This is a genomic window from Flavobacterium sp. (genome assembly GCF_031381455.1).
Lineage (GTDB): Bacteria > Bacteroidota > Bacteroidia > Flavobacteriales > Flavobacteriaceae > Flavobacterium.
In genome coordinates this window covers 50,074-76,099 of sequence record NZ_JANMXZ010000025.1, presented here as the reverse complement: position 1 = coordinate 76,099, position 26,026 = coordinate 50,074, and the positions used below count along the sequence as shown (strand labels likewise).

The 26,026-nt window shown below is 34.4% G+C and carries 22 protein-coding genes; 8 read left to right on the top strand and 14 right to left on the bottom strand.

The genetic code is table 11. From position 1 onward, the window contains the following. Positions 1 to 8: 8 nt before the first annotated feature. The 6 genes from RMN97_RS06880 to RMN97_RS06855 all read right to left on the bottom strand — a co-directional run bounded on the left by RMN97_RS06880 (position 9) and on the right by RMN97_RS06855 (position 7,092). The gene (locus RMN97_RS06880) at positions 9 to 1,196 is read right to left on the bottom strand and encodes an OmpH family outer membrane protein (RefSeq protein WP_309613784.1); all 1,188 of its coding nucleotides are present in this window, start codon (positions 1,194 to 1,196) and stop codon (positions 9 to 11) included. A 37-nt stretch (positions 1,197 to 1,233) separates the two neighbouring features. Further along, positions 1,234 to 3,984: a POTRA domain-containing protein gene (locus RMN97_RS06875; protein ID WP_309613783.1), complete on the bottom strand. Its 2,751-nt coding sequence runs from the start codon at positions 3,982 to 3,984 to the stop codon at positions 1,234 to 1,236. Next, a complete protein-coding gene (locus RMN97_RS06870; RefSeq protein WP_309613782.1) occupies positions 3,917 to 4,657 on the bottom strand; it encodes an isoprenyl transferase in 741 nt (246 codons plus the stop codon). The genes RMN97_RS06875 and RMN97_RS06870 overlap by 68 nt, the downstream gene beginning before the upstream one ends. A gap of 3 nt (positions 4,658 to 4,660) precedes the next feature. Continuing rightward, a complete protein-coding gene (locus tag RMN97_RS06865) occupies positions 4,661 to 5,347 on the bottom strand; it encodes a DUF6089 family protein (RefSeq protein WP_309613781.1) in 687 nt (228 codons plus the stop codon). A 165-nt stretch (positions 5,348 to 5,512) separates the two neighbouring features. Further along, a complete protein-coding gene (locus RMN97_RS06860) occupies positions 5,513 to 6,382 on the bottom strand; it encodes an NAD kinase (RefSeq protein WP_309613780.1) in 870 nt (289 codons plus the stop codon). Between the two features lie 50 nt (positions 6,383 to 6,432). Next, complete coding sequence (locus tag RMN97_RS06855; protein ID WP_309613779.1) at positions 6,433 to 7,092, bottom strand: CBS domain-containing protein; 660 nt, start codon at positions 7,090 to 7,092, stop codon at positions 6,433 to 6,435. A 160-nt stretch (positions 7,093 to 7,252) separates the two neighbouring features. Here RMN97_RS06855 and RMN97_RS06850 point away from each other — a divergent pair, with 160 nt between their 5' ends. From RMN97_RS06850 to clpX, 6 genes are all read left to right on the top strand, one after another. Next, the gene (locus tag RMN97_RS06850) at positions 7,253 to 7,966 is read left to right on the top strand and encodes a pyridoxine 5'-phosphate synthase (protein WP_309613778.1); all 714 of its coding nucleotides are present in this window, start codon (positions 7,253 to 7,255) and stop codon (positions 7,964 to 7,966) included. A gap of 103 nt (positions 7,967 to 8,069) precedes the next feature. Further along, entirely contained in the window at positions 8,070 to 8,834 is a 765-nt protein-coding gene (locus RMN97_RS06845) for an alpha/beta fold hydrolase (RefSeq protein WP_309613777.1), read from the top strand. A gap of 26 nt (positions 8,835 to 8,860) precedes the next feature. Continuing rightward, positions 8,861 to 9,205 carry a phage holin family protein gene (locus RMN97_RS06840; protein WP_309613776.1) on the top strand — a complete coding sequence of 115 codons (345 nt, stop codon included), beginning with the start codon at positions 8,861 to 8,863 and terminating at the stop codon, positions 9,203 to 9,205. Positions 9,206 to 9,286: 81 nt separating this feature from the next. Continuing rightward, entirely contained in the window at positions 9,287 to 10,621 is a 1,335-nt protein-coding gene (gene tig, locus RMN97_RS06835; RefSeq protein ID WP_309613775.1) for a trigger factor, read from the top strand. A gap of 246 nt (positions 10,622 to 10,867) precedes the next feature. Next, positions 10,868 to 11,554 carry an ATP-dependent Clp endopeptidase proteolytic subunit ClpP gene (gene clpP, locus RMN97_RS06830; RefSeq protein ID WP_309613774.1) on the top strand — a complete coding sequence of 229 codons (687 nt, stop codon included), beginning with the start codon at positions 10,868 to 10,870 and terminating at the stop codon, positions 11,552 to 11,554. Between the two features lie 91 nt (positions 11,555 to 11,645). Beyond that, the gene (gene clpX, locus RMN97_RS06825) at positions 11,646 to 12,884 is read left to right on the top strand and encodes an ATP-dependent Clp protease ATP-binding subunit ClpX (RefSeq protein WP_309613773.1); all 1,239 of its coding nucleotides are present in this window, start codon (positions 11,646 to 11,648) and stop codon (positions 12,882 to 12,884) included. Positions 12,885 to 12,923: 39 nt separating this feature from the next. Here clpX and RMN97_RS06820 read toward each other — a convergent pair whose 3' ends face one another. The 4 genes from RMN97_RS06820 to RMN97_RS06805 all read right to left on the bottom strand — a co-directional run bounded on the left by RMN97_RS06820 (position 12,924) and on the right by RMN97_RS06805 (position 17,844). Next, a complete protein-coding gene (locus RMN97_RS06820; protein WP_309613772.1) occupies positions 12,924 to 15,131 on the bottom strand; it encodes a TonB-dependent receptor domain-containing protein in 2,208 nt (735 codons plus the stop codon). Positions 15,132 to 15,249: 118 nt separating this feature from the next. Beyond that, positions 15,250 to 16,131 carry an EamA family transporter gene (locus tag RMN97_RS06815; RefSeq protein WP_309613771.1) on the bottom strand — a complete coding sequence of 294 codons (882 nt, stop codon included), beginning with the start codon at positions 16,129 to 16,131 and terminating at the stop codon, positions 15,250 to 15,252. Beyond that, positions 16,128 to 16,268 carry a hypothetical protein gene (locus tag RMN97_RS06810; RefSeq protein WP_309613770.1) on the bottom strand — a complete coding sequence of 47 codons (141 nt, stop codon included), beginning with the start codon at positions 16,266 to 16,268 and terminating at the stop codon, positions 16,128 to 16,130. Before RMN97_RS06810 ends, RMN97_RS06815 begins: the two co-directional genes overlap by 4 nt. Positions 16,269 to 16,311: 43 nt before the next feature. After that, positions 16,312 to 17,844 (bottom strand): GH3 auxin-responsive promoter family protein, encoded by a 1,533-nt coding sequence (locus tag RMN97_RS06805; protein WP_309613769.1) that lies wholly within the window; start codon positions 17,842 to 17,844, stop codon positions 16,312 to 16,314. A gap of 102 nt (positions 17,845 to 17,946) precedes the next feature. Between RMN97_RS06805 and RMN97_RS06800 the strand changes: the two genes are divergently transcribed. Next, on the top strand, positions 17,947 to 18,741 hold the full coding sequence (locus tag RMN97_RS06800) for a DUF2797 domain-containing protein (RefSeq protein ID WP_309613768.1): 795 nt from the start codon (positions 17,947 to 17,949) through the stop codon (positions 18,739 to 18,741). A 74-nt stretch (positions 18,742 to 18,815) separates the two neighbouring features. On the opposite strand, the gene RMN97_RS06795 is transcribed toward RMN97_RS06800, so the two are convergent. Continuing rightward, positions 18,816 to 21,428 (bottom strand): AsmA-like C-terminal region-containing protein, encoded by a 2,613-nt coding sequence (locus tag RMN97_RS06795; protein WP_309613767.1) that lies wholly within the window; start codon positions 21,426 to 21,428, stop codon positions 18,816 to 18,818. Between the two features lie 178 nt (positions 21,429 to 21,606). On the opposite strand from RMN97_RS06795, the gene folK reads away from it, so the two are divergent. Beyond that, entirely contained in the window at positions 21,607 to 22,743 is a 1,137-nt protein-coding gene (gene folK / locus RMN97_RS06790; RefSeq protein ID WP_309613766.1) for a 2-amino-4-hydroxy-6-hydroxymethyldihydropteridine diphosphokinase, read from the top strand. A gap of 2 nt (positions 22,744 to 22,745) precedes the next feature. Here folK and RMN97_RS06785 read toward each other — a convergent pair whose 3' ends face one another. The 3 genes from RMN97_RS06785 to RMN97_RS06775 form a co-directional block, all read right to left on the bottom strand. After that, entirely contained in the window at positions 22,746 to 24,854 is a 2,109-nt protein-coding gene (locus RMN97_RS06785) for a T9SS type B sorting domain-containing protein (RefSeq protein ID WP_309613765.1), read from the bottom strand. A gap of 61 nt (positions 24,855 to 24,915) precedes the next feature. Further along, positions 24,916 to 25,446, bottom strand: a complete 531-nt coding sequence (locus tag RMN97_RS06780) for an RNA methyltransferase (RefSeq protein WP_309613764.1) — start codon at positions 25,444 to 25,446, stop codon at positions 24,916 to 24,918. Positions 25,447 to 25,520: 74 nt separating this feature from the next. Then, complete coding sequence (locus tag RMN97_RS06775) at positions 25,521 to 25,994, bottom strand: DUF1573 domain-containing protein (RefSeq protein ID WP_309613763.1); 474 nt, start codon at positions 25,992 to 25,994, stop codon at positions 25,521 to 25,523. Positions 25,995 to 26,026: the final 32 nt, after the last annotated feature.

The window sequence follows — 26,026 nt, the reverse complement described above, 5'->3', positions numbered from 1 at the left end:
TTATTATATTATTCTGTTTTTGGTTTATTCTTTGCGTCTTCTTTTGCTTTTTTTGCAGCTTCTCTATCTTCTAGAATTTTTTTCTTTTTGTCTTCTAAAGCTTTTTTTCTGTCTTCTATAAGTTTTGCTCTTGCTGCAGCTTTTTCTACTTTTGGATCTACTGCAATTGAATCAGATGTAATGTTAACCTCGGTTGGAGATGTTGTTTTATCATCGCCGGCTTTCTCCTTAACAGGAACCGTGCCAGTTTTTTTGGCATTCTTAGCATCAAGTAATTCTTTTCTTTTTGCGTCTTGTTCAGCCTTTTTAGCATCAGCTGCATTTTTTCTATCTTCTAAAAGTTTTGCTCTTGCTGCAGCTTTTTCTTCTTTACTATTTAAAACAGCTGTTGAATCTGTTGTTTTTGGATTGGTTTGAGCTGGTGTTGAACTATTACTAGGTTTTTTACCATTTTTTAAATCCAACAACTCTTGTCGTTTTAATGCTTGTTCTTCTTTTTTAGCTTCTGCGGCTGCTTTTCTTTGTGCAACCAAATCTTCTCTAGCTTTCTTTTTATCCTCTAATGCTTTTTTTCTAGCTACTAAGGTTGGATTTGCATCAATTGCAGCATCTTCTAATTCATCTTTAGCTTCTTGTTGTTTAACTTGCTTTGCACTCATTTGTTCTCTTTTCTCCGCTCTAGTAATAACTCGTATAACTTGATCGCTTATATCATATCTCTTGGCAGAAAAAAGCATTGTTAAATCGGAAGCTTTATCAAATACAAAGTCATATTTTTTAGCTTCGGCAATATCTTGAACGGCAGTAAAAACTTGATCTTGAATTGGTTTTACTAAAACCGCCTTTTGTGTAATTAAATCGCCATTTGGTCCAAACTTTTTTTGTTGAAAGTCTAAAAGTTCAGTCTCCTGAAATTTTATTTCTTCATCACGTTCGTCTATTAACTCTTTGGTCAATAGGGCTCTTTCTGTTTTTAAGGCATCTTTTAATTTTGCAATTTCAATTTTTTTGGCTTCAATATCTTGTTTCCATTTTTGTGCTTTTTGCTCTAATTGACTTTTTGCTTCACTATAGTCAGGGACATTTTGTAGAATATATTCCATGTCTATATAGCCAATTTTAACACCTTTAGATTGAGCATTTGTCTGATATACTGCAGATAAAACAAGAATTGATATTAAAATATATTTTTTCATTCTTTCATTTGATTTAGAAATATTATACCAAATATAATTAAAATTGTTGACCAATTATAAAATGTGTTTCCCAACCATTAGGATTTGTAAATCCAGGAACTGCATCAAAGCCATGGGCAAAGTCAATTCCCAATAATCCAAATGCGGGCATAAATACTCTCAAACCAAATCCTGCAGAACGTTGAAGCACAAATGGATTGTATTCTTTGAAAGTGTCAAAAGATGATCCAGCTTCTAAGAAAGTCAGCGCATAAATTGATGCAGCAGCTTTTAATGTCAATGGATATCGTAATTCTAGTGAAAATTTATTGTAGACTGTTGCACCATCTTGTGAAGATAAAGATTGGTTTGGATATCCTCTTAATTGAACAACTTCTCTGCCGTCTAATGAAAAGTTAGCTAGTCCATCACCACCAACAAAGAATCTCTCAAAAGGTACTAATCCACGACCACTATTATAAGCACCTAAATAACCAAACTCACCCAAGGCTCTTAATACTAATGCTTTTGATTGTGACCCAGCTAATCTTGTATACCAATCGGCTTTAAACTTTACTTTGTAATACTCGAGCCAGTTAAATTTTTGCTGATCAACTTTTGCTCTGTCTGCGGTTGCTAGCGTGTAATCACTCCCAACAGTTTGATAAACTCCGGAACCAGGAGCTGTTTCACTTAAGTAATCGCCTGGAGCTGGTTGTTGTCCGTTGCTGGTTGGAATAGTATTTATACCAGTATCATCTCTGTAAGTAAGTTTATAATCTTTTTGATTTTCTAAATCGGCATAATTTATTCCATTAAATAAGGAATAAGGCAAAGTGAATTTTGCTGAAACACTAAATTCAGAACCAGATGTTGGGAAAATTGGATTTACTCCTTTATTATTTCTACTCAAACCAAGCGTATACGCTAAGTTTCTTGAAGAACCGTCTCCGAAGGTAAACAATCCGGTGTTATAGTTGTTCAAATCATAATATTGAAAACTTACAGAACTTGAAAACACAAAGAAATCATCTGGAACTGTCAATCTTTTTGCAATACCAACAGATAATGATGTGATGTTAAAACTCTTATCTCTATCTACGTTAGTTGATCTTCCTGAGTATAGAAATTGTTTACTATGCGACAAGGAACTTGAAAATTGAATTGGTTTTTTTCCGCCAAGCCATGGTTCAGAAAACGATAAACTATAGGTTTGGAAAAACGAACTTGCCTGTAAACGCAAGGCAACTTTTTGTCCATCTCCCATTGGAAGCGGTTTGTAAGCTTCTTTTTTAAACATATTTCTTGCAGAGAAATTATTAAAAGACAATCCTAAAGTCCCAATAAATCCACCACCACCATAACCACCTTGAAGTTCAATTTGGCTCGATCCTTTTTCAACAACATTGTATTCAATATCAACTGTTCCAGCAGCAGGATCAACGTTTTTGAATTTTGGATCAATAGCTTCAGGGTCAAAGAATCCTAATTGTCCAATTTCTCTAATGGTTCTCACCAAATCTTCTTTGCTGTATTTTTGACCTGGTTGTGTTCTTAATTCTCTATAAATTACTCTGTCATTTGTTTTGTCATTCCCAACAACCGTAATATTGTTAAAGTAAGCTATTGGACCTTCAGTAACTCTAATTTCAAAATCAATAGTGTCGTTAGCTGTTTTTACTTCAACAGCGTTAATACTCGAAAATAAATAACCATTATTTTGATACAAGTTGGTAAGATCATCGCCATCAGGTTTTGATTTATCGGCAATTCTTTTTTCCAGTAAAACACCATTATAAGTATCTCCTTTTTTGATTCCCAGAACTCTTCCTAACATTTGATCAGAATAAACAGAATTTCCAAGGAATTTCATGTTTCCAAAATGATATTTTCTGCCTTCTTCAACTTTTACATTGATTGCTAACTTCGATTTTTTGGCATTTAAAAACACCGAATCGGTTATAACTCGTGCATCTCTATATCCTTTTTCTTTATACTTATCAATGATAGAAGTTAAGTCTTCTTTGTATTTATCTTTTATATATTTTGATGCTTTGAAAATACGAATCGGATTGATTTGTTTCGTGTTTTTCATCGCTTTCCTCAGTTTGGCATCCGAAAACTTTTCATTGCCTTCAAAGGTAATTCTTGAGATTTTCAACTTATCACCTTTGTCAATATTGACAAGCATTTTAACGTTATTGCCTTCGGTTGTATCGGGAATAGTTTTTATAAAAACTTTGGTGTTAAAATAACCGTCTTTTTTATATTTGTTTTCGATGTAATTTTTAGTAGTCGTAATCAAGTTTTCATTTACAATTTTTCCTTTTGTCAATGAATTGTCTTTGATAAGTCCTTCGACTTTTGATTTTTTAACACCTTGAATTTTAGCTTCACTAAGTTTAGGAAGTTCAACAATATCTAAGTCTAACCAAATGCTATCTGCTTCCACTTTATTTACATAAAAATCAATATCGCTAAAAAGACCAAGTTTCCCTAGTTTTTTTATGGCATTGCTCAATTCTTCTCCGGGAACTGTTAGTTGTTGACCTTTTTCTAAACCGGCAAATGTGACAACCGTTTGCTCGTTGTAGCTGATTTTGCCATTTACTTTTACATTAGCTAAAATATATTTTTTGCCTTGTTCTAGGGGAATTCTTTCTTGGGCTTGTAATTGAAAAATAGTTCCAAATAATAAAATGAATAGGAATATTTTAGAAGGGTTAATCTGCACTGAAATTTTATTTAATTTGTTCACTTGTTTTTCCGAATCGTCTTTCTCTTTTTTGATAACTAATAATGGCTGCATATAAATCGTCTTCTTTAAAATCGGGCCATAAAACATCGGTAAAATAAAATTCTGCGTAGGCTATTTGCCATAACAAAAAGTTACTGATACGGTGCTCGCCGCTGGTTCTAATCACTAAATCTACATCGGGTAAATTGTGCGTGTAAAGATGCTCATTTATAATTGATTCATCAATAGTGTCTATAGAAATTATATTATTTTTAACTTTCTCACTTATAATTTTAACAACATTTAACAATTCTTCTCTCGAACCATAGCTTAGCGCCAGTGTCAGGGTCATTCTTGTGTTTTTTTTTGTTTTTTCGATGACTGATAAAAGCTCATTTTTAGCTTTTGTTGGAAGCAATTCAATGTTTCCGATACAGTTTAATCGAATGTTGTTTTTTTCTAAAGTTGCCAGTTCTTTTTTTAGGGAATTGACCAATAACTTCATCAAGGTATCGATTTCTAACTTTGGTCGGTTCCAATTTTCAGTGGAAAAGGCATATAATGTTAGATTTTCAATTCCTAGTTTGGCACAGGTTTCAACAGTAATTTGTACTGATTTTGTTCCTTTTTCGTGACCAAATGCCCTTAGTAAACCTTGTTGTTTCGCCCAACGACCATTTCCATCCATAATTATGGCCAGATGTTTAGGTAAGTTGTCTTTATTAATGGTTTCTAATAAGCTCATTTTTTATTCTTTGCAATAACACGGTTTTTCTCCAAAAGTATATGTAATTGTAAATCCAGTAAACACATACCAATCCTTACTATTTATATTACCAAATTTCAAGGGTTCTAAATTTTCATTTTTTGGCAAACTTCCATCTAAATTATCAGTGAAAGTATACCTTGCCCCAACTTCAAATCCTAAAACTATATTTTCAAACACATTACTTTTAACTCCAACTATCATTGGGATGGAGAACGTACCTGCCGTATAATCTTTTTTTGTTTCTCCACTAACAACATACAATTCATCGTAAATAAAATAAGTAATACCGGTATAGACATATGGAGTCACTTTTTTAGTCAACACATCATGTAGGTTAAAATCAAAAAAATTGAATTCTAATCCGGCTGAAAACTCTTTTATTTGATTTTTAAATTTATAACCTCTTTCCACTCTTCCTTTAACATCCGAATCTAAATCATTTCCAGAAATAGTAGACTGTGTATAGGAGAATCTATAGGAATGTCTGGGGCTTTTATTCCATTTGTATAAAACACCAATGGCTAATTTATTCGGAGAAACATAAGTGGTTTTACCCACATCTCCTATGAAATTACTTCCACCTAAGAAAACACCAATTTCATGAATTTGCGCAGTCAAAACATTCTGAAAAATCAAACAAAAAAATAATACTAAAATCCTTTTCATCAAATTGAAAATAGCGTGCAAATATAACAATTCTCAGTACTTATCTAACATGAATTTTATATTTCTGTTAAATTAAATAAAGTACTGATTATTATTAGTCTTGCAATGGTTTCTATTCTAAAACGGGATTTTTAGAATTGTAGTATAAACAGATGTGCATTTTTTCTAATTTCTCTTGTCTTCTCCCCAAAGTAATTTGGTCCGAAGTGTTTTAAGAAATGTTTCTTCCGGAATTTCAACCATGTTAATTTTGAATGGGGTTTTCTTAATTACCAATTCAGAATTATTGCTGATAGTGGTAATTCTGGAGTCTAAAGCAACCAAATATTCCTCTTCTCTTCCCGAAACTTTGAGTTTTATTTCGGTATCATCCGGAATCACAAGCGGTCTTGCGTTAAGATTGTGCGGAGCAATTGGTGTGATAACCAATCCTTTTACTTCGGGTGTTAAGATTGGGCCACCACAACTTAAAGAATATCCTGTAGATCCTGTAGGAGTTGAAATAATTAAACCGTCAGCCCAATAAGAATTTAAATATTCACCATTTAAAGAGGTTTCAATCGTAATCATCGAAGTCGTTGCCTTTCGGCTAATCGCTATTTCATTCATAGCAAAATTTATGTCAATATCAGGACATTCAATACTCAACAATGTTCTTTCGGAAAGGGTATATTTTTTTTCTAAAACAATTTGAAGAAATAATTCAATTTTTTCTTTCTGCACTTTGGCCAAAAACCCCAGTCTTCCCGCATTGACACCAAGAATTGGAATTCCGGAATCACGAACAAAAGTAGTCGCTCTTAAAATGGTTCCATCTCCACCAATACTGATAAGAATGTCAAAACTGCTGTCTAAATCTTTGTGTGAAGCGAACGTTTTATATTGTTTTTCAAGAATTTTTTCTTCGTATAATATCTTTAAAAAATTTTTCTCAATAACCAACTCGACATTGTTTCTGTTGAAAAAAACAAAAATATCCTTAATGATTGGTCGTGTGTCGTTTTGATAATATTGTCCGAAGATGGCAACTTTCATATGGTTTAGATTTTACTTTGTACCTTGTGTCTCTAACTTCGTACTTTAAATTACATATTTAAATATTTATCCAAATATTCAGAACGCTCTTTTAAAGTGTTCAAGTAATTGTCTTCGTGATGTTCGGATACAATTTCATAATTATACCTGCGAAACGATTGAATGATTTCATTCATAGCGCCAAGCGTTGTTTTTATGGTTACCTGCACTTTTTCTGCATCGGCTTCCGAAACAAAAACACCAAGGAGTTTACCATTATTGCTTTCTACAATTTGAGTAATCTGACTCATCGAATAATCCGCAGTTGGTTTTTCAACCACAATAATTCCACCAGTTTCTTTAAGAAAAGGAGTTTCATTTAAAAACTTAATGACATCTGTAATTTCGTAATAACCAATATAATTGTTGGTTTCATCCAAAATAGGAACAATATTCGAATTATTTCTGGCGAAAACCTCTAGTACATCCAACCAAATCATCGATTGCCGCACAAAAAAACCTTCAAATGCATAGCGATACTCAATAATAGTTTTTTGAGTTTCAAAAGTTTCCGCATCAACACCCGAAATAGAACCTATATAAATGTCATTATCCATAACTGGAAAATGCGAATAAGTATTGTCAGCAAAGAAATCCTGAATTTCTGCTACAGATTCCGTACTCGAAAAAGGTTTAAAATCGTTATTGATATACTCAGAAAGTTGTCTCATGTTTGCTGTATCTTTTAGCGACTGCAAAATAATCAAATTTTGGGACATGATAGCTTGGTTAACTTTGTATTTTTGTGTAAAAATTAATTTACCGCAAATTCACAATTTTTTTAATTTAAAAATAAAACCAATTAGCGAATTTGCGGTTAAAAAATAAAGCATGACAAAATTAAGCGTAAACATCAATAAAATAGCAACGTTGCGAAATGCCCGTGGTGGAAATGTTCCCGATTTATTGCAAGTTGCCAAAGACATTCAACGATTTGGTGCCCAAGGGATAACCATTCATCCAAGACCGGATGAACGGCATATCCGTTATCAGGATGCACGCGATTTGAAGCCGATTGTTTACACCGAATTCAATATCGAAGGCAATCCACAGCACAATTTTATTGATTTGGTTCTCGAATGTAAACCCGAGCAAGTGACTTTGGTTCCCGATGCTATTGGTGCGATTACGTCTTCTGCCGGTTGGGATACAGTTAAAAATCAATCGTATTTAACGGAAGTAATTCAGGAATTTCAACGCAACGGAATCCGGACTTCGATTTTTGTTGATCCAATTCTGGAAATGATTGAAGGTGCCAAAAAAACAGGAACGGATAGAATCGAATTATATACTGAAGCTTTCGCATACCAATATGGTTTAGGAAATCAAAAAGCGATTGAACCTTATACAAAAGCCGCGATTTTATGTAATGAATTAGGTCTCGGAATCAATGCCGGACACGATTTGAGTTTGGATAACATCAAATTCTTTAAAGATAATATTCCTGGATTGTTGGAAGTTTCAATTGGCCATGCCTTGATTTCAGAAGCTCTTTATCTTGGTTTAGATAATGTTGTTAATATGTATCTGCAAAAACTAAAATAATTAATCTAAACAGATTTAAGAAAAATGCTTTGTGACTCGAGCCTAAAGGGCGAACTGACGAAGTAATCTCTGCGTTTCTCTGTGAATCTCTGTGTAACAATTTATGCTCAAATCAAGAATAGAAGGACAAGGTAAACCACTTATCATCATACACGGTTTTCTAGGAATGTCCGACAATTGGAAATCATTTGGTTCGCTTTACACTGCCGAAGGTTTTCAGGTGCACATGCTCGATTTGAGAAACCATGGAAAGAGTTTTCATTCCGATGAGTTTAATTATTCGGTAATGTCTAATGATATTTTAGAATATTGCCAACACCATAATTTGTCAAAAATATCTATCATAGGACATTCGATGGGCGGAAAAGCAGCGATGCTTTTTGCAACCACTTATCCTGAAATAGTTGAGAAATTAATTGTAGCCGATATTGGTCCGAAATATTACGCGCCACATCACGACGATATTTTAGCCGGACTGAACGCAGTAGATTTTTCAACAAAACCCGACAGAACTCAAGTTGAAGAAATTCTATATCCGTTTATTCCTGATTTTGGCACACGGCAATTTTTAATGAAGAACCTCTATTGGGTTGAGCCAGGACAATTAGCGTTCCGATTTAATTTACCGGTATTTAATGCCAAAATAGAATCTATTGGCGAAGCTTTGCCACAAGGAAATCATTTCGATAAACCAACACTTTTTATTCGTGGTGGAAATTCAAAATACATTTTAGATACTGATTTGTCCGAAATAAAAAAGCATTTTCCTATTTTTGAATTAGCAACAATTCCGAATGTTGGTCATTGGTTGCATGCCGAAAACCCAAAATTGTTTTTTGAGGAAACGGCAAGGTTTTTGAGAAACTGAAAAATTTAAAATTAAAAAATACATATATGAAACTATTATTTAGAATACTTATCACAGCCATTTTAGTTTTGGTCATCGCCAAAATTATGAAAGGCGTGCAGGTTGACGAATTCACTACAGCATTAACAGTTGCCATCGTTTTAGGCTTACTCAATTTTTTTGTAAAACCGATTTTGGTGTTATTCACTTTGCCAGTGACAATCTTCACACTCGGATTGTTTTTACTGGTAATCAATGCCGCAATTATATTGCTTTGCGACCATTTTGTAGATGGCTTTAATGTCAGTTCTTTTTGGACAGCAATGCTATTCAGCATCATTTTGTCACTTTCGCAATCACTAGTTTATCAAATCACCGGCGATACGAAATAAGACTGTTAAAATCAGTAAAATAAAATTGGTTGGGTTGCAGAAATGTTATAATTTTGCAACCCAATTTTAGTTTGTATAAAAATGAATATTACAAGAAATAACATAGATGCATTAAATGCAGTTGTTACTGTAGAGGTAGCAAAAAATGATTATGCTGAAAAAGTAAATAAAGTATTAGCGGATTACCGTAAAAACGCTTCAATTTCTGGTTTCAGAAAAGGAACTGTACCAATGAGTTTAATCCAAAAACAATATGGAAAAGCAGTATTATTGGAAGAAGTAAACAAATTGTTGCAAGACAATTTGAACAAATATTTAGCTCAGGAAAAATTAGACATTCTTGGAAATCCACTTCCAAAAGTAACCGAAGATTTCAATTGGGATTTAGAAGATTATAAATTCGAATTCGAATTAGGTTTGGCTCCGGAATTCAAAGTTGATTTAGCGGCCAAAAATGATTTAGTGCAATACAAAATCGTTGCCGACGATAAAATGTTGAATGACCAAATAACGCGTATCCAAAAACAATACGGAAAACTAATAGCAAAAGACACTGTTGAAGAAGGAAATGACGTTTCCGGATTTTTCACTAACGATGAAAATGGAATCAACAACAGAACGACTTTGTCTTTAGACACTTTCGCTGACAAGAAAACAGGAAAAGCATTTGTTGGTAAAAAAGTTGGTGATGTTGTGACGTTGAAAACGAAAGGTTTATTCAATGACGATCACAAACTAATGGATGTCTTGGCAATTGGTCATGATGATGTTCACGGTTTAGATATCGAAGTAACTTTCACTATTGATGAAGTTGTAGGTCACGAACTGGCAACTTTAGACCAGGAATTATTCGATAAATTATTCGGGCCAAAGGTAATTACTTCGGTAGCTGAACTAAAAGTAAAAATCAAAGAAGATGCAGAGCAACAGTTCAAACAACAAGCTGATCAAAAATTCCTAAACGATGTTACCGAATCTTTAATTGCAAACACTAAATTCGATTTGCCTGCTTCTTTCCTAAAAAAATGGATACAAATTGCAGGTGAAAACCCAATGTCTGCCGAAGAAGCGGAAGCAGAATACACAAAATCTGAAAACGGTTTGCGTTACCAACTAATCGAAGGTAAAGTAATGGCTCAAAATAATTTGCAAATTACTTTCGAAGATTTGAAAGACTACACTACAAATGTTATCAAAAAACAAATGGCACAATTTGGGCAAATGAATCCAACCGATGAAGATGTTCAAGGGATTGTAGCTCGTGTAATGTCAAATCAAGACGAAGTAAAACGTTTGTCAGAGCAAGTGATGAATGAAAAAATGCTAGACTTGTTCAAAGATAAAGTAAAAGCAAAAACAAAAGAGGTAAGCTATGATGAATTCATCAAAGCAATGTATGGTGAATTAAAACACTAATAATATATTTTACTATATTTGAGCGTCGAAGTAATTTGGCGCTTTTTTATTTAGAAGCTAATCCGGCTATACGTTGCAATCTTTTTTGTTTTGTCATGCTGAGCTTGTCGAAGCACAAAACAAAAAAGGATTTCCACTGCTATCCGGGCTAGGGTTTCAGCTTACCGACACTATGTCACTTTAAATAACAAGGCACAAAATTTGACAAACCAAAACAGTATTTTAAAACCCATAACAAAATTTATAATGGACTACGGAAAAGACCCGAGAGCTACGCTCGAACTGGCGAAGCAATTTAAAAAATTTGCTACCAAAAAACATGGCGTAAACAGTTTATACTACGATAAAATCGTAGGTAGCATGACACCTTATATTATTGAAGAACGCCAAATGAATGTGTCGCAACTAGACGTTTTTTCCCGTTTAATGATGGATAGAATCATCTTCATGGGAACCGGAGTTGACGATTATATGGCCAACATTATCCAAGCACAATTGCTGTTTTTGGAAAGTGTTGACGCTTCAAAAGACATCCAAATCTATATCAATTCTCCAGGTGGAAGCGTTTATGCAGGTTTAGGTATTTATGATACTATGCAATACATCAAACCAGACGTAGCAACAATTTGCACCGGAATGGCAGCATCTATGGGCGCTGTTTTATTATGTGCCGGTGCAGCAGGAAAACGTTCGGCTTTACCACATTCAAGAGTAATGATTCACCAACCATCAGGCGGCGCATCTGGAGTGGCAACCGATATGGAAATCAACTTGAGAGAAATGTTGAAATTAAAAGATGAGTTATACCAAATTATTGCACATCATTCGGGACAAACATTTGATAAAGTGCACAAAGATTCAGAGCGCGATTATTGGATGATTGCCGATGAAGCCAAAGAATACGGTATGATCGATGAAGTTTTAAGAAGATAAATTTAAAAAGTTGCTAAGTAACTGAGTTGCTGAGTAACTGAGAAAAAACTCAGCCACTCAGCCACTTAGGACTCAGGCACTCAAATAGAAAATGGCAAAACAAGTTTTAGAATGTTCTTTTTGTGGAAGGAAAAAACCAGAAACCAATTTACTGATTGCTGGAATAAATGCGCACGTTTGCGACAGATGTATTGAACAAGCTCACGGAATAGTTTTAGAAGAATTGAAATCAGGTGGAAGTGCTGCTTTGAAGTCGGCAACTGATTTGATTTTGAAAAAACCAAAAGAAATCCGGGCGTTTTTAGATCAATACGTTATTGGACAAGAGCAAACCAAAAAAGTAATGTCGGTTGCGGTATACAATCACTATAAAAGATTGATGCAATTGCAACACGAAGAAGATGTTGAAATCGAAAAAAGCAACATCATCATGGTTGGTCAAACCGGAACCGGAAAAACATTGGTAGCTAAAACCATTGCGCGAATGCTCGAAGTTCCTTTAGCGATTGTTGATGCAACCGTTTTAACCGAAGCCGGTTATGTTGGAGAAGATGTAGAAAGCATCTTAACCCGATTATTACAAGCTGCCGATTATGATTTGGCAAAAGCCGAAAGAGGAATCGTTTTCATTGACGAGATTGATAAAATTGCACGTAAAAGTGACAATCCATCAATAACCCGCGATGTTTCCGGTGAAGGCGTGCAACAAGCTTTGCTGAAATTATTAGAAGGAACGGTTGTAAATGTTCCGCCAAAAGGTGGAAGAAAACATCCGGACCAAAAATTTATTGAAGTCAACACCAAAGACATCTTGTTTATTGCAGGTGGTGCTTTTGATGGTATCGAAAGAATTATTTCTAAACGGTTGAATCGAACTGCAGTTGGTTATAACACTTCTAAAAATGTTGACAATATTGACAAAGACAATTTGCTTCAATATATTATCCCAAAAGACATCAAAGATTTTGGATTAATTCCCGAAATCATTGGTCGACTTCCGGTATTGACACATATGGACCCTTTGGATAGAGAAACGCTTCGCGCTATTTTAACCGAACCAAAGAATGCCTTAATCAAGCAATATAAAAAATTGTTTGCGATGGATGAAGTGAAATTCACCATCGATGACAAAGCCTTGGATTATATTGTTGACAAAGCTTTGGAATACAAATTAGGTGCAAGAGGTTTGCGTTCACTTTGTGAAGCTATTTTAACTGATGCGATGTATGATTTGCCAAGTTCAGATGAAAAAGAATTGCATATCGATGTTGATTATACGCGAGATGCGTTAACCAAAAACCTTTTGAAAAGACTTGAAATAGCATCATAAAAAAATCCCTCTATTGAGGGTTTTTTTGTTTTAAGAAGTTTATCTAACTAGTCCGCCACCTGAATTGGTTTTGTCAACGTCAATGTTGGTGTTGTCTTTTTTCAAGCTTAAGTTTCCAAAGTTGTAAACTAACGAAAGTCTAAAAGTTCTCGAATCCTGTTTTTGATAAAATTGCGTTTGCAGATTAGTAGATGAAACCGTAGCGTTCACTTCATTGGCATTGAAAACATCAAAGCAATGCAATCCTATTTTTAAATTTTTATTCATAAAATCTTTGCTGAACGAAATATCAAACTGCTGAATTGGCTTGGTGATATTATAGATTTCCCAAGTTCCTTTTGGTAAAATATAGTAAGACATACTATTCTTGATATTCCAAGGTAAAATGAATTGGGCTTCTGCAGCATAATTAAAAATAGGTTTGTTTTTAAACGAAAAATCATAACCTTCTGTTTGGACTTTGATGTAATTGAAATTGAAAAAGATGTAATTCATTTTCTCCATATTGTTCATCCTTTTTTGAAACTCTTCTTTTCCTTTAAAGAAATAATCCAATGGCAAAGGAATCGAAGCAAACAAGCTAAAGGTTTTTACTTTATCAAACTGCTGAAAAGTTTGTGTACTAACCAATTCTCCCGGTTCAGCATTGAATATGAAGAAGTTTTTATCTTTAGCAATGGTGTAATTCCCGCCTAAACTCAAAAACTGAAAAGCAGTCATCTTCAACTCAAAATTGTCAAAAAATGTTGGTTTTAAAAATGGATTCCCTTGTGAAGTATTGTATTGGTCAAAATTCGCGAAATTATTTGGGTCTAACGTATTGTAATTGGCCTGTTGGATTTTTTTAGAATACGAAGCTGAAAAATTCACATTTTCATTCATTTCATAAAGCGCACTTACATTTGGGAAAAAGTTAGTGTTTTTGAAATTGATTTTGGTTTCAGTACTATTTTGCGTCGCCGTTCTGTTGACTTTATAATCTTCAAAACGAAGACCGGCAGTGAAGTTAAACTTCTTAATTTTCTGTCTGGCTTCAATATAAAAAGCCAAATTATTTTCGGTATAATCAAAATCGATAACCGAATTAGATGCCGAATTCAAGTTGTAGATTCCGTTATCAGTAACTTTAATGATATTGTATTTTCCACCAGTATTCAATGAAAAATTAATAGTGTTGAAAGGAATCGCAAAGTCATATTTCAAATAATAATTAGCCAGTTTAAAATCGGCAAAACCATTATAATACGTCGCATCGCCATTGCTTTGACCTTGTGAAATTGTTGTTGGCTTTTTGTCAAAGAAGTTGCTAAAAGCAGTAACATCTAGTGTTCTTCCAATAGTGTCCAACTTGGTTTTGTATTGTAAACTCAACTCGTGATTGTTGTTTTTGTTTTTGGCATAACCAAAATTTGAATAGTCAATTCCGGTTCCGGTAGTTGTGGCTTGGTTCGTAATTCGGTCATTCGCCATATTTAAATTATAGTTGAACAATAAATTTGATTTTTCGTTCAGCTTATAATTCGTTCCCGTTCTGAAATAGAAATTTCTATTGGTAAACTTTGCCAAATTCCTTTGATACAGATGCTCGTTTGGCGTAAAAGAAGTAAAGTTTTGGTCCGTTATATTCAAACTTTCACTGTCGATATAGTTGTAACCAATCATAGTTTGCCAACTCAAATCTTTTGTTTTTCCGTTCAACAAAATCTGTGGACTTGGCTTTTGATATTTATTAAAATTATAATTGATATTAAAACTGGCATTGATGCCTTTTTTTCTTTTGGCGCTTGTGATGATGTTAATTATTGAACCACTGGCATTGGCATCAAAAGAAGCTCCGGGATTGTAAATTAATTCGATTTTTTCAATGGCATTGGCGGGTAATGTGGCCAGATAATTTTGTAAATCAGTGCCGCTAAGAGTAGTGGGCGTGCCATCAATATAAATACTTACGCCTTTGCTGTTAAGCGTAATACTTCCTGATGGTGATGTAATAACTCCGGGAATTTTTTTCACCGCTTCAAGACTACTACCGCTGTTAAGCATAGCATTGTCTCTGACGTTAATCGTAGTTTTGTCTGAATCTACTTTTATGTATTGTTTTTTGTTGCCATACACAGTAACTTCTGAAAGTTCGTTGGTTTTATCTGTTGTGTTGGTCTTTGAGCTTTCCTGACTTCCTGTCGGATTCTCTTGTGCAAATGCACCAGTTGCTGCCAATAATAGCGCGCTCATAATGATTGATTTCATTTGTGATTGATTTTGATTGATGATTTTCTCCGCTGCGCTCCAAACAGTTCGGCTGCGCCTCGGGTGATGATTGCCCATAAGACTTTCTCATCCATCAATTGTTACAACACAAATAAAATTAATTTGCTTTTTTATAATTTACAATCACTACGCCGCTAATAATCAGTATAGTTGCGATGATAATACGCCCTGTAATTATTTCATCTAGAATCAACCAACCTAAAAATAAAGCCACTACTAAGTTGACATAGGACAGCACCACAACTTTTGTTGAAGGCAATTGCGTAATTAAATAACTAAAAGCAACATAGCCTACAACCGAGCCAAACAAAGCCAAGTAAATCATAGCAAAAACACTTCGTGAGCTCCAGGCTGTTGTAGAGAAATCAGGTGTAATATAGAATTGAATCGAAGTCAAAACCACACCGGCAATTAGCATTTGAACACAAACATTCATCAACATGGTCAACGAATTTTCATTACCTCTTTTCATAAATATCGTTCCAACAGACCAAGCTAAAATTGCCAACAACAATGCAAAAACCCCTTGCCTGTATTCAGGAATCAATAGATCAGCCAAGCTGCTTTGGTAGATTAGGAAAATCCCCGACATTCCTAACAGAATCCCAACTATCGTTTTAACAGATAACTTTTCATAAGCTAATATCAAATTCAAAATCAAGACACAGAAAGGTGTAAATGTTGAAATTAAAGAAGCCAATCCGCTAGTGATGTACTTTTCAGAATACGTAGTCAAACCATTTGCCAAAACAATCATCAGCATGGATAGTATAAAAGCTTGCAAAAATTGTCTCGGATTGATGCTTTCTAATTTCTTTTGAGACAATAAATAAATGAATATAATTGAACCTGAAATCAGATTCCTAATGCCAGCCAAAATAAACGGAGGAATGGTTTCAACCCCAATGCGTATGGCTAAAAAAGTAGTTCCCCAAAAGAACGCCACACAAAATAAGGCGAGGTAAAGTTTTGTTTTCAAGCAACGGGATTTTTTATAATCATTTTTTCTGTTGGAATGTCAACCAAACATCGTCTTCCCGGGCCACATTTCATTCGATGTGGTCCACAAGAGGTTAGGAAAGCTATAAAAAATAATATCGCTACTAGTTTTTTCATTTTGGAGTTTGTGATTTCTAAATTGAAATTTATTTGACTTTTGTTATTTTCTTTTTGTGATTTCAACCTGCATACTTTTCAGCTGCTCCAAATAATCTCTTTCGTTAGAAAGACGCGGAATCTTGTGTTGTCCGCCGAGTTTGTTGTTTTCTTTGAGCCAGTCGTAAAATAGATTTTCTCGCGCAACATTAATAGCTAAAGGATTTAGCGTCATATTCTTGTAGCGCTTTGCTTCGTAATCAGAGTTCAACGTCTGTAAATTTTCATCCAATCTTTTTTGAAAAAGTTTTATATCTTCTGGGTGTTTTTTAAATTCAATCATCCATTCGTGGGCGCCTTTTTCCTTTATTTTCATAAAAATAGGAGCAACCGTATAATCTGTCACTTCGCAGTTTAAAGCTGAGCATGTTTTAGCCAAAGCCATATCGGTATTTTCAACCATTAGTTCTTCGCCAAAAACGTTGATATGATGTTTGGTTCTTCCCGAAACCCGAATTCGATACGGCGACAAAGAAGTAAAGCGGACGGTATCGCCAATCAAATAGCGCCAAAGTCCAGCATTGGTCGTAATCACAACGGCATAATTCTTAAACAATTCCACATCAGCAAGCCGAATTACTTTTTGGTTTTCGGTGCCAAAAGTATCCATCGGTATGAATTCATAGAATATCCCATAATCCAACATCAGCAACAAATCGTTGGAATAATTCAAATCCTGGATTGCAAAAAATCCTTCTGATGCATTATATATTTCGTAATATTTAAAATTATTTCGAGGCAGTATTTTTTTGTATTGTTCTCTGTACGGTTCAAAACTTACGCCGCCATGAAAATAAACTTCCAGATTTGGCCACAATTCCATTAAATTATCTTTCCCAGTTTCGGTCATAATTCTGTTTAATAACACCAACATCCACGAAGGAACACCTGCAAAACTGGTTACGTTTTCATTTTTGGTTTCGTTGATAATGGCGGAAAGTTTGGATTCCCATTCGTGCATTAAAGAAATTTTACTACTCGGCGTACTACTGAATTCAGCCCAAATGGGCATGTTCTCAATCAAGATTGCGGATAAATCACCAAAGTACGTATTGTTGTTTTCGTAAATCTGAGAACTTCCGCCAAGACGCAAACTTTTGCCTAAAAACATCTCCGAGTTTTCGTTGTTATTCAAATACATACACAACAAATCCTTGCTGCCTTTGTAATGACAATCTTCCAAAGCTTCATTGCTTACGGGAATGAATTTACTTTTTGCATTGGTGGTTCCGCTCGATTTGGCAAACCATTTTATTGGCGTGTTCCAAAAAACATTTTGAGCTCCTTTTCGGGTTAACTCAATCATTGGTTCCAAATCTTCATAAGTAGAAACAGGAACTCTTTCTGCAAAAGTTTGATAAGATTTGATACTTTCAAAATCATATTTCTGACCAATTACCGTTTCTTCAGACAAACGAATCAAATTCATCATTAGTTCTTCCTGCACTTCGTGAGGATACTTCAGAAACAACTCAATCTGATGAATGCGCTGTTTCAAAACCCACGAAGCGATAGAATTTATTAATGGTATTGGCATGTTTCGAATTTAGGAATTGCGAATTATGATTTAGGATTGTAACTTTACGCTAAAATAAGCAATTAATTCCTAAATCCTTATTCCTAATTCCCAAATAAAGATATGACTTACGAAGGCGTATTAACCAAAATGCAAACCGAATTCTTAAATCCGATTCAGTATTATCTGGTTTTTGAGAACAGTTTTTTGAGTTTGAATCAGTTGCTGGGAAAATCGATGGAGATAAATTTCGTTGGTTACCAATGTTTGAATTGTGGCAAAAAGAAAAAGATTTTCCGTCAGGGTTTTTGTTATGATTGTTTTATGAGTTCGGCAGCTGCAGGCGATTGGATTATGAAACCCGAATTAAGCACGGCTCATTTAGACATAGAAGACCGCGATTTAGAGTATGAAAAGAAAGTCCAATTGCAACCGCATATTGTGTATTTGGCGTTGTCAAGTGAAGTAAAAGTGGGTGTTACCAGACAAACTCAAGTGCCAACGCGTTGGATTGATCAAGGCGCCATTCAAGCCATCCCAATTGTGGAAGTTCCGAATCGTTATTTAGCTGGAATTACCGAAGTCGCACTAAAGAATCATTACACTGATAAAACCAATTGGCAAAAAATGTTAAAAAATGATGTTCCAAAAGTTGATTTGCTCAAAGAAAAAGGGTCGCTGAAATATTTGATTCCAAAAGAAGTTCAGGACTTTTATTATCCCGAAAAGGAAAATTTATATGAATTGCATTATCCTGTTTTGCAATTTCCAACAAAAGTCAACAGCTTGAATTTAGACAAATCACCAAATTTTTCAGGAAAGCTAACAGGTATAAAAGGGCAGTATTTGATGTTTGAAGACGGAACGGTTTTTAATGTTCGAACTTTTGAAGGTTATGTGGTTAAGATTTCGATTTAGTTTTTATTTTTTGCCACAGATTCACAGATTTTAAAATCATTTTTAATGTGTGAATCTGTGGCAAAAATTTCCTGTTATTTTGTGGTTGTTGGCGTTGTCTCAGGTTTTGGAGCTGCTTTTTTCTTTTTATTGAACAATCCGTTTATTAAATCTGTGGCCTGAGTTTTTACATCAGGTTTTGGCGTTGCCGTTTTAGAAGTATCCTTTGGTGTCGTGCTGTTGTGAATTATATTACCAAGTGCCGAAGTGCCTTGTTGAATCAGTTTGTCTTTTTGTTGTTTCACCAAGTTAGTGACCAAAGTGGTCGTAGCTTGTTTGACATCGGTAGTAATATTTGGATTTTTAAAATTACCAGTTAGAATAGCATTTATCGGGATCGTTTCAAATTTTTTAGCGTCAGACGGTGTTAATTTCCCAATTAAATTATTGATTTCTGTTCCCAAATATTTAGAAGGAACATCCAATTTTACATTATAGTTCATCAATTGGTCGAAGCCATGACTTCCACCAATTGTTGCTTTGATGTCTTGGTATTTGATATCGAATGGTTTTACATTTACTTTTCCGTCTTTAAAAGTTAATGCAGCCTTCAAATCATTAAGATTCAATTTTTTCAAATCCATAAAACCCAGCTTGTCATCCAGAGCGGTTAACAAAGTCGAGTTGCTTGAATTTACGGTTGTGGAAAGCAATTGTCCGAGTAAATCTCCCGTGATGCTTTTTAACTCTGGCGTCATTTCTTTATTTTTCAAATTTCCGGAAAGTTTGATTTTTGAGTTTAGTTTTCCATTAATGACACCAGCAAGAGGTGCAATTTTTTTCATCATTTCCAATTGAGTGAAGGTTTGCGCAATGTCAACACCATTCAACCCTAAATCCATATTGAATTTTGACGTTTTTTCTTTGGTAGAAACATCACCATTGAAAGTAATCAAACCGCCAAAAATATCGGTTTTACCATTTTCCAAAGTTGCTTTTTGGTCTTTGATAATTATTTTTCCGGATACATTTTTCAAAACCAAATTATCATATAAAACCGTGTTGGCTTTAGCAGTTAACGAACAATTCAAAAACGCTGGAATTTTCATCGCTTCATTGGCTTTTGTTTGTTTTTTAGCATCCGTTTCAGTAGTCATAAAATCGCTTACCGCCAATTGATTCGAGTTTAAATTAAAGTTTCCTTTCAGTTCCTGATTTTTAAATATAAAACCATAGAAATTTTCCAAAACACCACTTACAGCCAAATCGGTGTTTCCTGTAGTGGCATTAAATTGTTTCAAATTCACGCGACTTGGGTCAAAAGAGACTAAAGCTCTACTGATTTTCATAGTTTTCCCATTTTCATCAGTATAATTAAAACCAGTCAAATCCATAGTTCCAGCGTTTCTGATTCGCGCATAATCGCTTTTTTCAACTGCTTGCATATCAAATGCTGTGGTAACATCGGCATTTAAAATTCCGGTTAACGGTTTGTCCAATTTTAAAGGATAGGCTCTCGTAAGATTAGCCAAATTGATAGTTCCTTTTAAAGCGGCATTCACTAAAGCATTTTCGGCAATATTTTTAATATTGGCTTTCGCATTGAAAACATCTTGGTCAATTTGGAACGACAATTGATCCAGGTTCACATAAGTGTCATTCATCAAGCCGGTTTCGTTGATGATTTTGGTATCGATAATAATATTCTTAACAGATTTTGGCAAATTCGGATATTGAAAAGAAGCATTGTTTGAGGCGATTTCGACATTGAATTTTGGAACCGTTTTATCCGAATACAAACCTTTAGCAAAACCTACAACGGTAAAATCGCCACTGGTTTTCACATCTTTCAAATTGCTCGAATATTGCGACGGAATCAATCCCAAGAAGTTTTTGAATGAAGAAGTTGGCGTTTTAAATGTTAAATCATATTGTTGTCCGGCATCGACCAATTGGATGAAACCATCAAATTCTAAAGGCAATTCATTGATTTTGGCTTTGTTTTCTTTGAACGTATATTTGCTTTTATCCAAATCAATTCCAAGTATGGCATCGAGTGAAATTACGACATTTTTCATATAATTAATTTTGTCCATATCAAGCGAAATTTTCGCAGTTGATTTGGTCACCAAATCCAATTTTGATGCGGCAAAATCTCCGGTTCCTTCGTGATTGATGCTGTCTAAAACCATTTTTATTTTTGACTTTTCATCATAATATTTGAACTTGAAATTTTCAACCGAATACTCTTTTATCTTTAACGAAAGTGGTTTACTTTTTTCATTGTCATCTTTATTTTTATCTTTTAAAGCAATATCATAATTGCCAATTCCGTCTTTGTTAAAGATAATGTTTATCAAACCATTTTTAGATGAAATCCCATCAATAATCATTGGTTCGTTAGCATCATTGAATAATTCTTTGATAGACATTTTCAGATTTAATTCTTCAAAAGCAACTAAAGTATCGCCTTCAAATGGCGCTTTGTTGATGATGGATAGCTTTTCTATCGAAACACTTGCGTTGGGAAAATTTCGGAACAAACTCAAATCGGCATCAGCAAAAGCCACTTTAGCATCGACTTTTTCATTGATGGAAGTTAAAATTTTGGCTTTGATTTGGTCTTTAAAGAAATACGGAATTGCAAATGCCGAAATCACTAACAGCAATAAAACAATTCCAACGATTTTTAAGATTTTCTTTAACATGATGTGATAGATTTAGTTACGCTTTAATTTAACAAAAATAGAGCAATTTCCTCATAATTCGGTTATACTTTATGGAAGTTTTAAGATTTCAATCCGCCTTGATTGTTGAGAAATTGTTATTAACAGTCTGGTAATTTTTGTCGAAATTCTAAAATAGTTTTAGTTAATTTGTGCTTCCATGAAAAAGCAGCATCAAGTCATTTTATCTTTAGGTAGCAATCAAGGCAATCGTCTCGAAAACATTATGCGTTGCATTGATAATTTACATAATGAAATTGGAACAATTATTAGAGTTTCCAAGCTTTATGAAACGCCATCTTGGGGTTTTGAGAGTGAAAAATTCTACAATTGTGCTGTGATTATGAATACGCACAAATCGGCACACCAAATTTTGGAAGAATGTCTTTTGCTCGAAGAAGCTTTAGGAAGAGTTCGTGAAGATGTTGAAGGGTATCAAGCCCGAATTATCGATATTGATGTGATTACTTTTGATGAAGAAATCATCGCTTCGGAAAAACTACAAGTGCCACATCCCGAAATGCAAAACCGCTTATTTGTTTTGTTGCCAATGCAGGATTTACATCTAGATTGGCGTCATCCCATTTTACAAAAATATTTGCATGAATTGTTAGTAATTTCAGAAGATAAAAGCAATTGCAAAGTCATTCAGAATTTAGAAATTCCGATTGCGAAATTAAAACTCGACCATTTCAATTACATTGCCATTGAAGGAAATATTGGCGCCGGTAAAACTACGTTGACAAATAAATTAGCCGAAGATTTTAATGCGAAATCAGTTTTAGAACGTTTTGCGGATAATCCATTTTTGCCAAAATTCTACGAAGACCAAAACCGTTATGCTTTTCCGTTGGAAATGTCGTTTTTAGCCGATAGATACCAGCAAATTTCGGATGATTTAGCGCAATTTGATTTGTTTAAAGATTTTATCGTTGCCGATTATCATATTTTCAAATCGTTGATTTTTGCCAAAGTTACGCTTGCTGAAGATGAGTTTCGTTTGTATAAAACGATGTTTGATATTATCTACAAAGAAATGCCAAAGCCCGATTTATATATTTATTTGTATCAGACTTCAGAGCGCCTTTTGGAAAATATAAAAGAAAGAGGAAGAAGTTATGAGCAGGAAATTTCGGCTGAATATCTTGAAAAAATCAATAATGGTTATTTAGATTATATCAAATCCCAAACAGATTTAAATGTTTTGATTATCGATGTGACCAATAGGGATTTCCAGAATAATCAGGAAGATTATGTTTTTATTTTAAACGAAATTCAGAATAAGATTTCCAACTAAATCTATCTTTTTAAGCAAAAATGCCCTTTTCTTTCGGGTAAAGTATTATTGATTTTTGCAACAAACCAGTAATCTGTCGAAGGTAAAAGATTCCCGTTAAATGTGCCATCCCAAGAAGTATTTACAGCATTTAAGATAGTAATCAATTTTCCGAACCGGTCAAAAACGGTCACCACAGCATTTGGATAATAATTTATACCGCTAACCAACCAATTGTCATTAAACCCATCGCCATTTGGTGTAAAAAAAACAGGGAATGTTATTAAAGTAAAATTCTCAGAGTCATACCCACAACCATTTTTTTCTCGAACAAAAGCTTGATAAAAACCTCCTTTAAGAAGATTGAAAATAGGAGAAGTTTGATAATCGATACCATTAACGGAATATTCAAAATCGCCTGTGTTAGATGTCAAAATAGTAGCAGTGTTTTCATTGATTAGGATTTCTGATATAATTGGTGTGGTATTTACACTAACATCAAAAGTTCGAGTGGCTGAACAATTGTTTCCGTCAAAAGCAGTGACTGTATATTGAGTTTGATTAGTGACGATTATTTTTTGTGATAATTCTCCCGTAGACCAATTATAAGATAGTCCAGAAACACCCGTATCAAGTTCAATCGATGTTCCCTCACATATTGTTACGATTACATCATTTGGCAATAATAATAATGGATAAACATTAATGGTTACTGACATTCTAGGAGCTGAAAAACATCCATTATTAATTGCGTCAACATAGTAGGTTGTATTGACCATAAGAACAGGTGTTGTAAAATTATTTCCTGTAGCTAATGGAGTAGTATCGGTTAATCCTGAATACCAATTTACACTGCCTACGTCGGTAGAAGCAGTTAAAGTCGCTGTTGTATTACCACAAATATTATTTCCAGGATTTAAGATAAGTGTAGGTGTCTTAATTACATTTACGGTTAAAGGAGTTCTCGTTCCAGTTGAACAGCCCAAAGGATAAGCATCTAAATAGTAAATTGTAGTCGTAATTAAATTTGGAGTTGTAAAAGAATTTCCTGTAGCTAATGGAGTTCCCCCTGTTGGGTTTTGATACCAACTTATAGTTCCATAGGTTGCTGTCGCATTTAGTGTTACATTTTGTCCTTCGCATATACCATAAACTCCTGGTTGGTTTATTTGAGGAATGGTTGTCGTGCTGCTTGCAGAAATATTCAAAATAGGATCACCGGGCATACCGCCGTACTCTACAATATATCCCTTAGGTTGATAATCGCCACTCGCGCCCCCTATATTTGATAAATCATTCCAAGAGCCTGTAATACCTAATCCTGGAGCTGTTATGTGAGCATAATCTTCATCTCCCAAATTATTAGGCTCTCCATTATTCCATTTGGCAAAATTTGGCGTTGACCCATTTACGTCACCATTCCAAAAAATGGTACCTGCTTCGGGACCAGTTATCCATTTCCAAATACCTTCTGTTACTTCATCACTTCCGCCAATCCATCCTGCGCCAGCAGCTTGTTCTCCTGACAATTGAGCTTCGTCAGCTGCAGTTATAGTAGCTAGATAACCTTGTAAACCATAGTAGTTGCTTGCTTGAGCAGCATTTTTCGCATCTGACCAAGTAATACCTGTATTGGGGACATATTGATAATAATGACCATTTGAAGGAAGATAATTTGACTGACCAATCGTTATCGAAAAAGTTCTGATACCACTAGGACTTGTAGAATTATTTAAAAAAACAATGTCTTTAACAGCCGCTATCATTTCGGTATATGTTGGTTGTAATGCGACTCCTGTCAGAGTGAGTTTCCCTGTGCTTTGATTCCAATTAGAATTAATAGTTGGATGAATTCCTGTTAAAAACAATAAGTCTTGGATAGAGGTATAACCTGATGAAATTTGAATGTAAATGGCGTCAATTCCAGTATCATCGGGATCAACAATATTAAAATCGGAAACAATTTTCATAGAGTTTCCTGGGCAATATGTTTGATTTCCAGTTGCTGATAGAACTGGAGCAATATTAACTTTTAAAGAGATACGGTTTTGTTGGAATTGTTGCGCAATTACATTATTTCCAAAAAGAAATTGAAGGCATAAAAACAAAAAAAGTGGAAGTCTTTTCTGCATGGCTAAAAATAGATAAGACAAATTTAAAAATTGTAAAATAAATGCTAAAATTCTGTATAAATTAACTCAACATCTTTTTGAACAAATCCCACACCACAATTCCGGCGCTTACCGAAATATTTAAAGAATGTTTTGTCCCTAATTGCGGAATTTCAATTGTTCCATCGCAAAGCTCGATGGCGCTTTGGGAAACACCATAAACTTCATTACCAAAAATTAATGCATATTTTTTATTCTTTTCAACTTTGAAATCCTGAAGAAAGATTGAATTTTCAACTTGTTCAATAGCAAAGACGGATACATTTTCTTTTTTAAGATTTTCAATTACTTCTAAAATGTCTTTTTGATATTCCCAAGAAACAGTTTCGGTTGCGCCAAGTGCCGTTTTGTGAATCTCTTTGTTCGGCGGAATGGCGGTTATGCCACAGAGATATATTTTTTCGATTAAGAAGGCATCGGCTGTTCGAAATACAGAACCAATATTATGAAGACTTCGAATGTCATCCAGTACAATTATTACGGGTGTTTTTTTGGCTTCTTTAAAATCAGTAATTGATTTTCGTTCTAATTCTTTATTTTCAAGCTTGCGCATTTTTTTTGACAAAGATATTCAAAAAAAAAGTCCTGATATTATCAGGACTTTCTTGAATTATAATTAAGTAAAATTTAGCTTTTTGTTGGAGCAGCAGCATCAGCTGGAGCATCTGGCAAAATAGTTCCTTTGATTGTAACTACTTTAGTTTCTTGTCCTGTAGCATTAGATTTGATGGTTACCGTTTTTGTAAATGGACCAACTCTGTCAGTCGCATATTTTACACCAATAACTCCTTTTGCACCTGGAGCAATTGCACCTTCTGGTTTTGAAGGAACTGTACAACCACAAGAACCTTGTGTGCTTTCAATAACTAAAGGTTTGTTTCCGTTGTTAACAAAAACAAATTCTCTTTTTCCATCAGCGTTGTGAGGGATTGTTCCGTAATCGATAGTTTCGTTTTCGAAAACCATTCCCGGTCCGTCAACTTTTGGAGTTTCAACTTTAACAGGTGTATCAGCTTTCTTAGCTGTTTTTTTTGCAGTTTGTGCGTTGCTAGTTGCAACACCAAAAACAGTAATTGCAGCTAATAGGATAATTCTTTTCATTTTTTATAGTATTTAAGTTTCAGGTACAAATC

What these genes read in the sequence shown, in the direction of transcription:
- RMN97_RS06880 (WP_309613784.1), bottom strand. Translation starts at nt 1,196, where the DNA reads ATGAAAAAATATATTTTAATATCAATTCTTGTTTTATCTGCAGTATAT.
- RMN97_RS06875 (WP_309613783.1), bottom strand. Translation starts at nt 3,984, where the DNA reads ATGCAGCCATTATTAGTTATCAAAAAAGAGAAAGACGATTCGGAAAAA.
- RMN97_RS06870 (WP_309613782.1), bottom strand. Translation starts at nt 4,657, where the DNA reads ATGAGCTTATTAGAAACCATTAATAAAGACAACTTACCTAAACATCTG.
- RMN97_RS06865 (WP_309613781.1), bottom strand. Translation starts at nt 5,347, where the DNA reads ATGAAAAGGATTTTAGTATTATTTTTTTGTTTGATTTTTCAGAATGTT.
- RMN97_RS06860 (WP_309613780.1), bottom strand. Translation starts at nt 6,382, where the DNA reads ATGAAAGTTGCCATCTTCGGACAATATTATCAAAACGACACACGACCA.
- RMN97_RS06855 (WP_309613779.1), bottom strand. Translation starts at nt 7,092, where the DNA reads ATGAGACAACTTTCTGAGTATATCAATAACGATTTTAAACCTTTTTCG.
- RMN97_RS06850 (WP_309613778.1), top strand. Translation starts at nt 7,253, where the DNA reads ATGACAAAATTAAGCGTAAACATCAATAAAATAGCAACGTTGCGAAAT.
- RMN97_RS06845 (WP_309613777.1), top strand. Translation starts at nt 8,070, where the DNA reads ATGCTCAAATCAAGAATAGAAGGACAAGGTAAACCACTTATCATCATA.
- RMN97_RS06840 (WP_309613776.1), top strand. Translation starts at nt 8,861, where the DNA reads ATGAAACTATTATTTAGAATACTTATCACAGCCATTTTAGTTTTGGTC.
- tig (WP_309613775.1), top strand. Translation starts at nt 9,287, where the DNA reads ATGAATATTACAAGAAATAACATAGATGCATTAAATGCAGTTGTTACT.
- clpP (WP_309613774.1), top strand. Translation starts at nt 10,868, where the DNA reads ATGGACTACGGAAAAGACCCGAGAGCTACGCTCGAACTGGCGAAGCAA.
- clpX (WP_309613773.1), top strand. Translation starts at nt 11,646, where the DNA reads ATGGCAAAACAAGTTTTAGAATGTTCTTTTTGTGGAAGGAAAAAACCA.
- RMN97_RS06820 (WP_309613772.1), bottom strand. Translation starts at nt 15,131, where the DNA reads ATGAAATCAATCATTATGAGCGCGCTATTATTGGCAGCAACTGGTGCA.
- RMN97_RS06810 (WP_309613770.1), bottom strand. Translation starts at nt 16,268, where the DNA reads ATGAAAAAACTAGTAGCGATATTATTTTTTATAGCTTTCCTAACCTCT.
- RMN97_RS06805 (WP_309613769.1), bottom strand. Translation starts at nt 17,844, where the DNA reads ATGCCAATACCATTAATAAATTCTATCGCTTCGTGGGTTTTGAAACAG.
- RMN97_RS06800 (WP_309613768.1), top strand. Translation starts at nt 17,947, where the DNA reads ATGACTTACGAAGGCGTATTAACCAAAATGCAAACCGAATTCTTAAAT.
- RMN97_RS06795 (WP_309613767.1), bottom strand. Translation starts at nt 21,428, where the DNA reads ATGTTAAAGAAAATCTTAAAAATCGTTGGAATTGTTTTATTGCTGTTA.
- folK (WP_309613766.1), top strand. Translation starts at nt 21,607, where the DNA reads ATGAAAAAGCAGCATCAAGTCATTTTATCTTTAGGTAGCAATCAAGGC.
- RMN97_RS06785 (WP_309613765.1), bottom strand. Translation starts at nt 24,854, where the DNA reads ATGCAGAAAAGACTTCCACTTTTTTTGTTTTTATGCCTTCAATTTCTT.
- RMN97_RS06780 (WP_309613764.1), bottom strand. Translation starts at nt 25,446, where the DNA reads ATGCGCAAGCTTGAAAATAAAGAATTAGAACGAAAATCAATTACTGAT.
- RMN97_RS06775 (WP_309613763.1), bottom strand. Translation starts at nt 25,994, where the DNA reads ATGAAAAGAATTATCCTATTAGCTGCAATTACTGTTTTTGGTGTTGCA.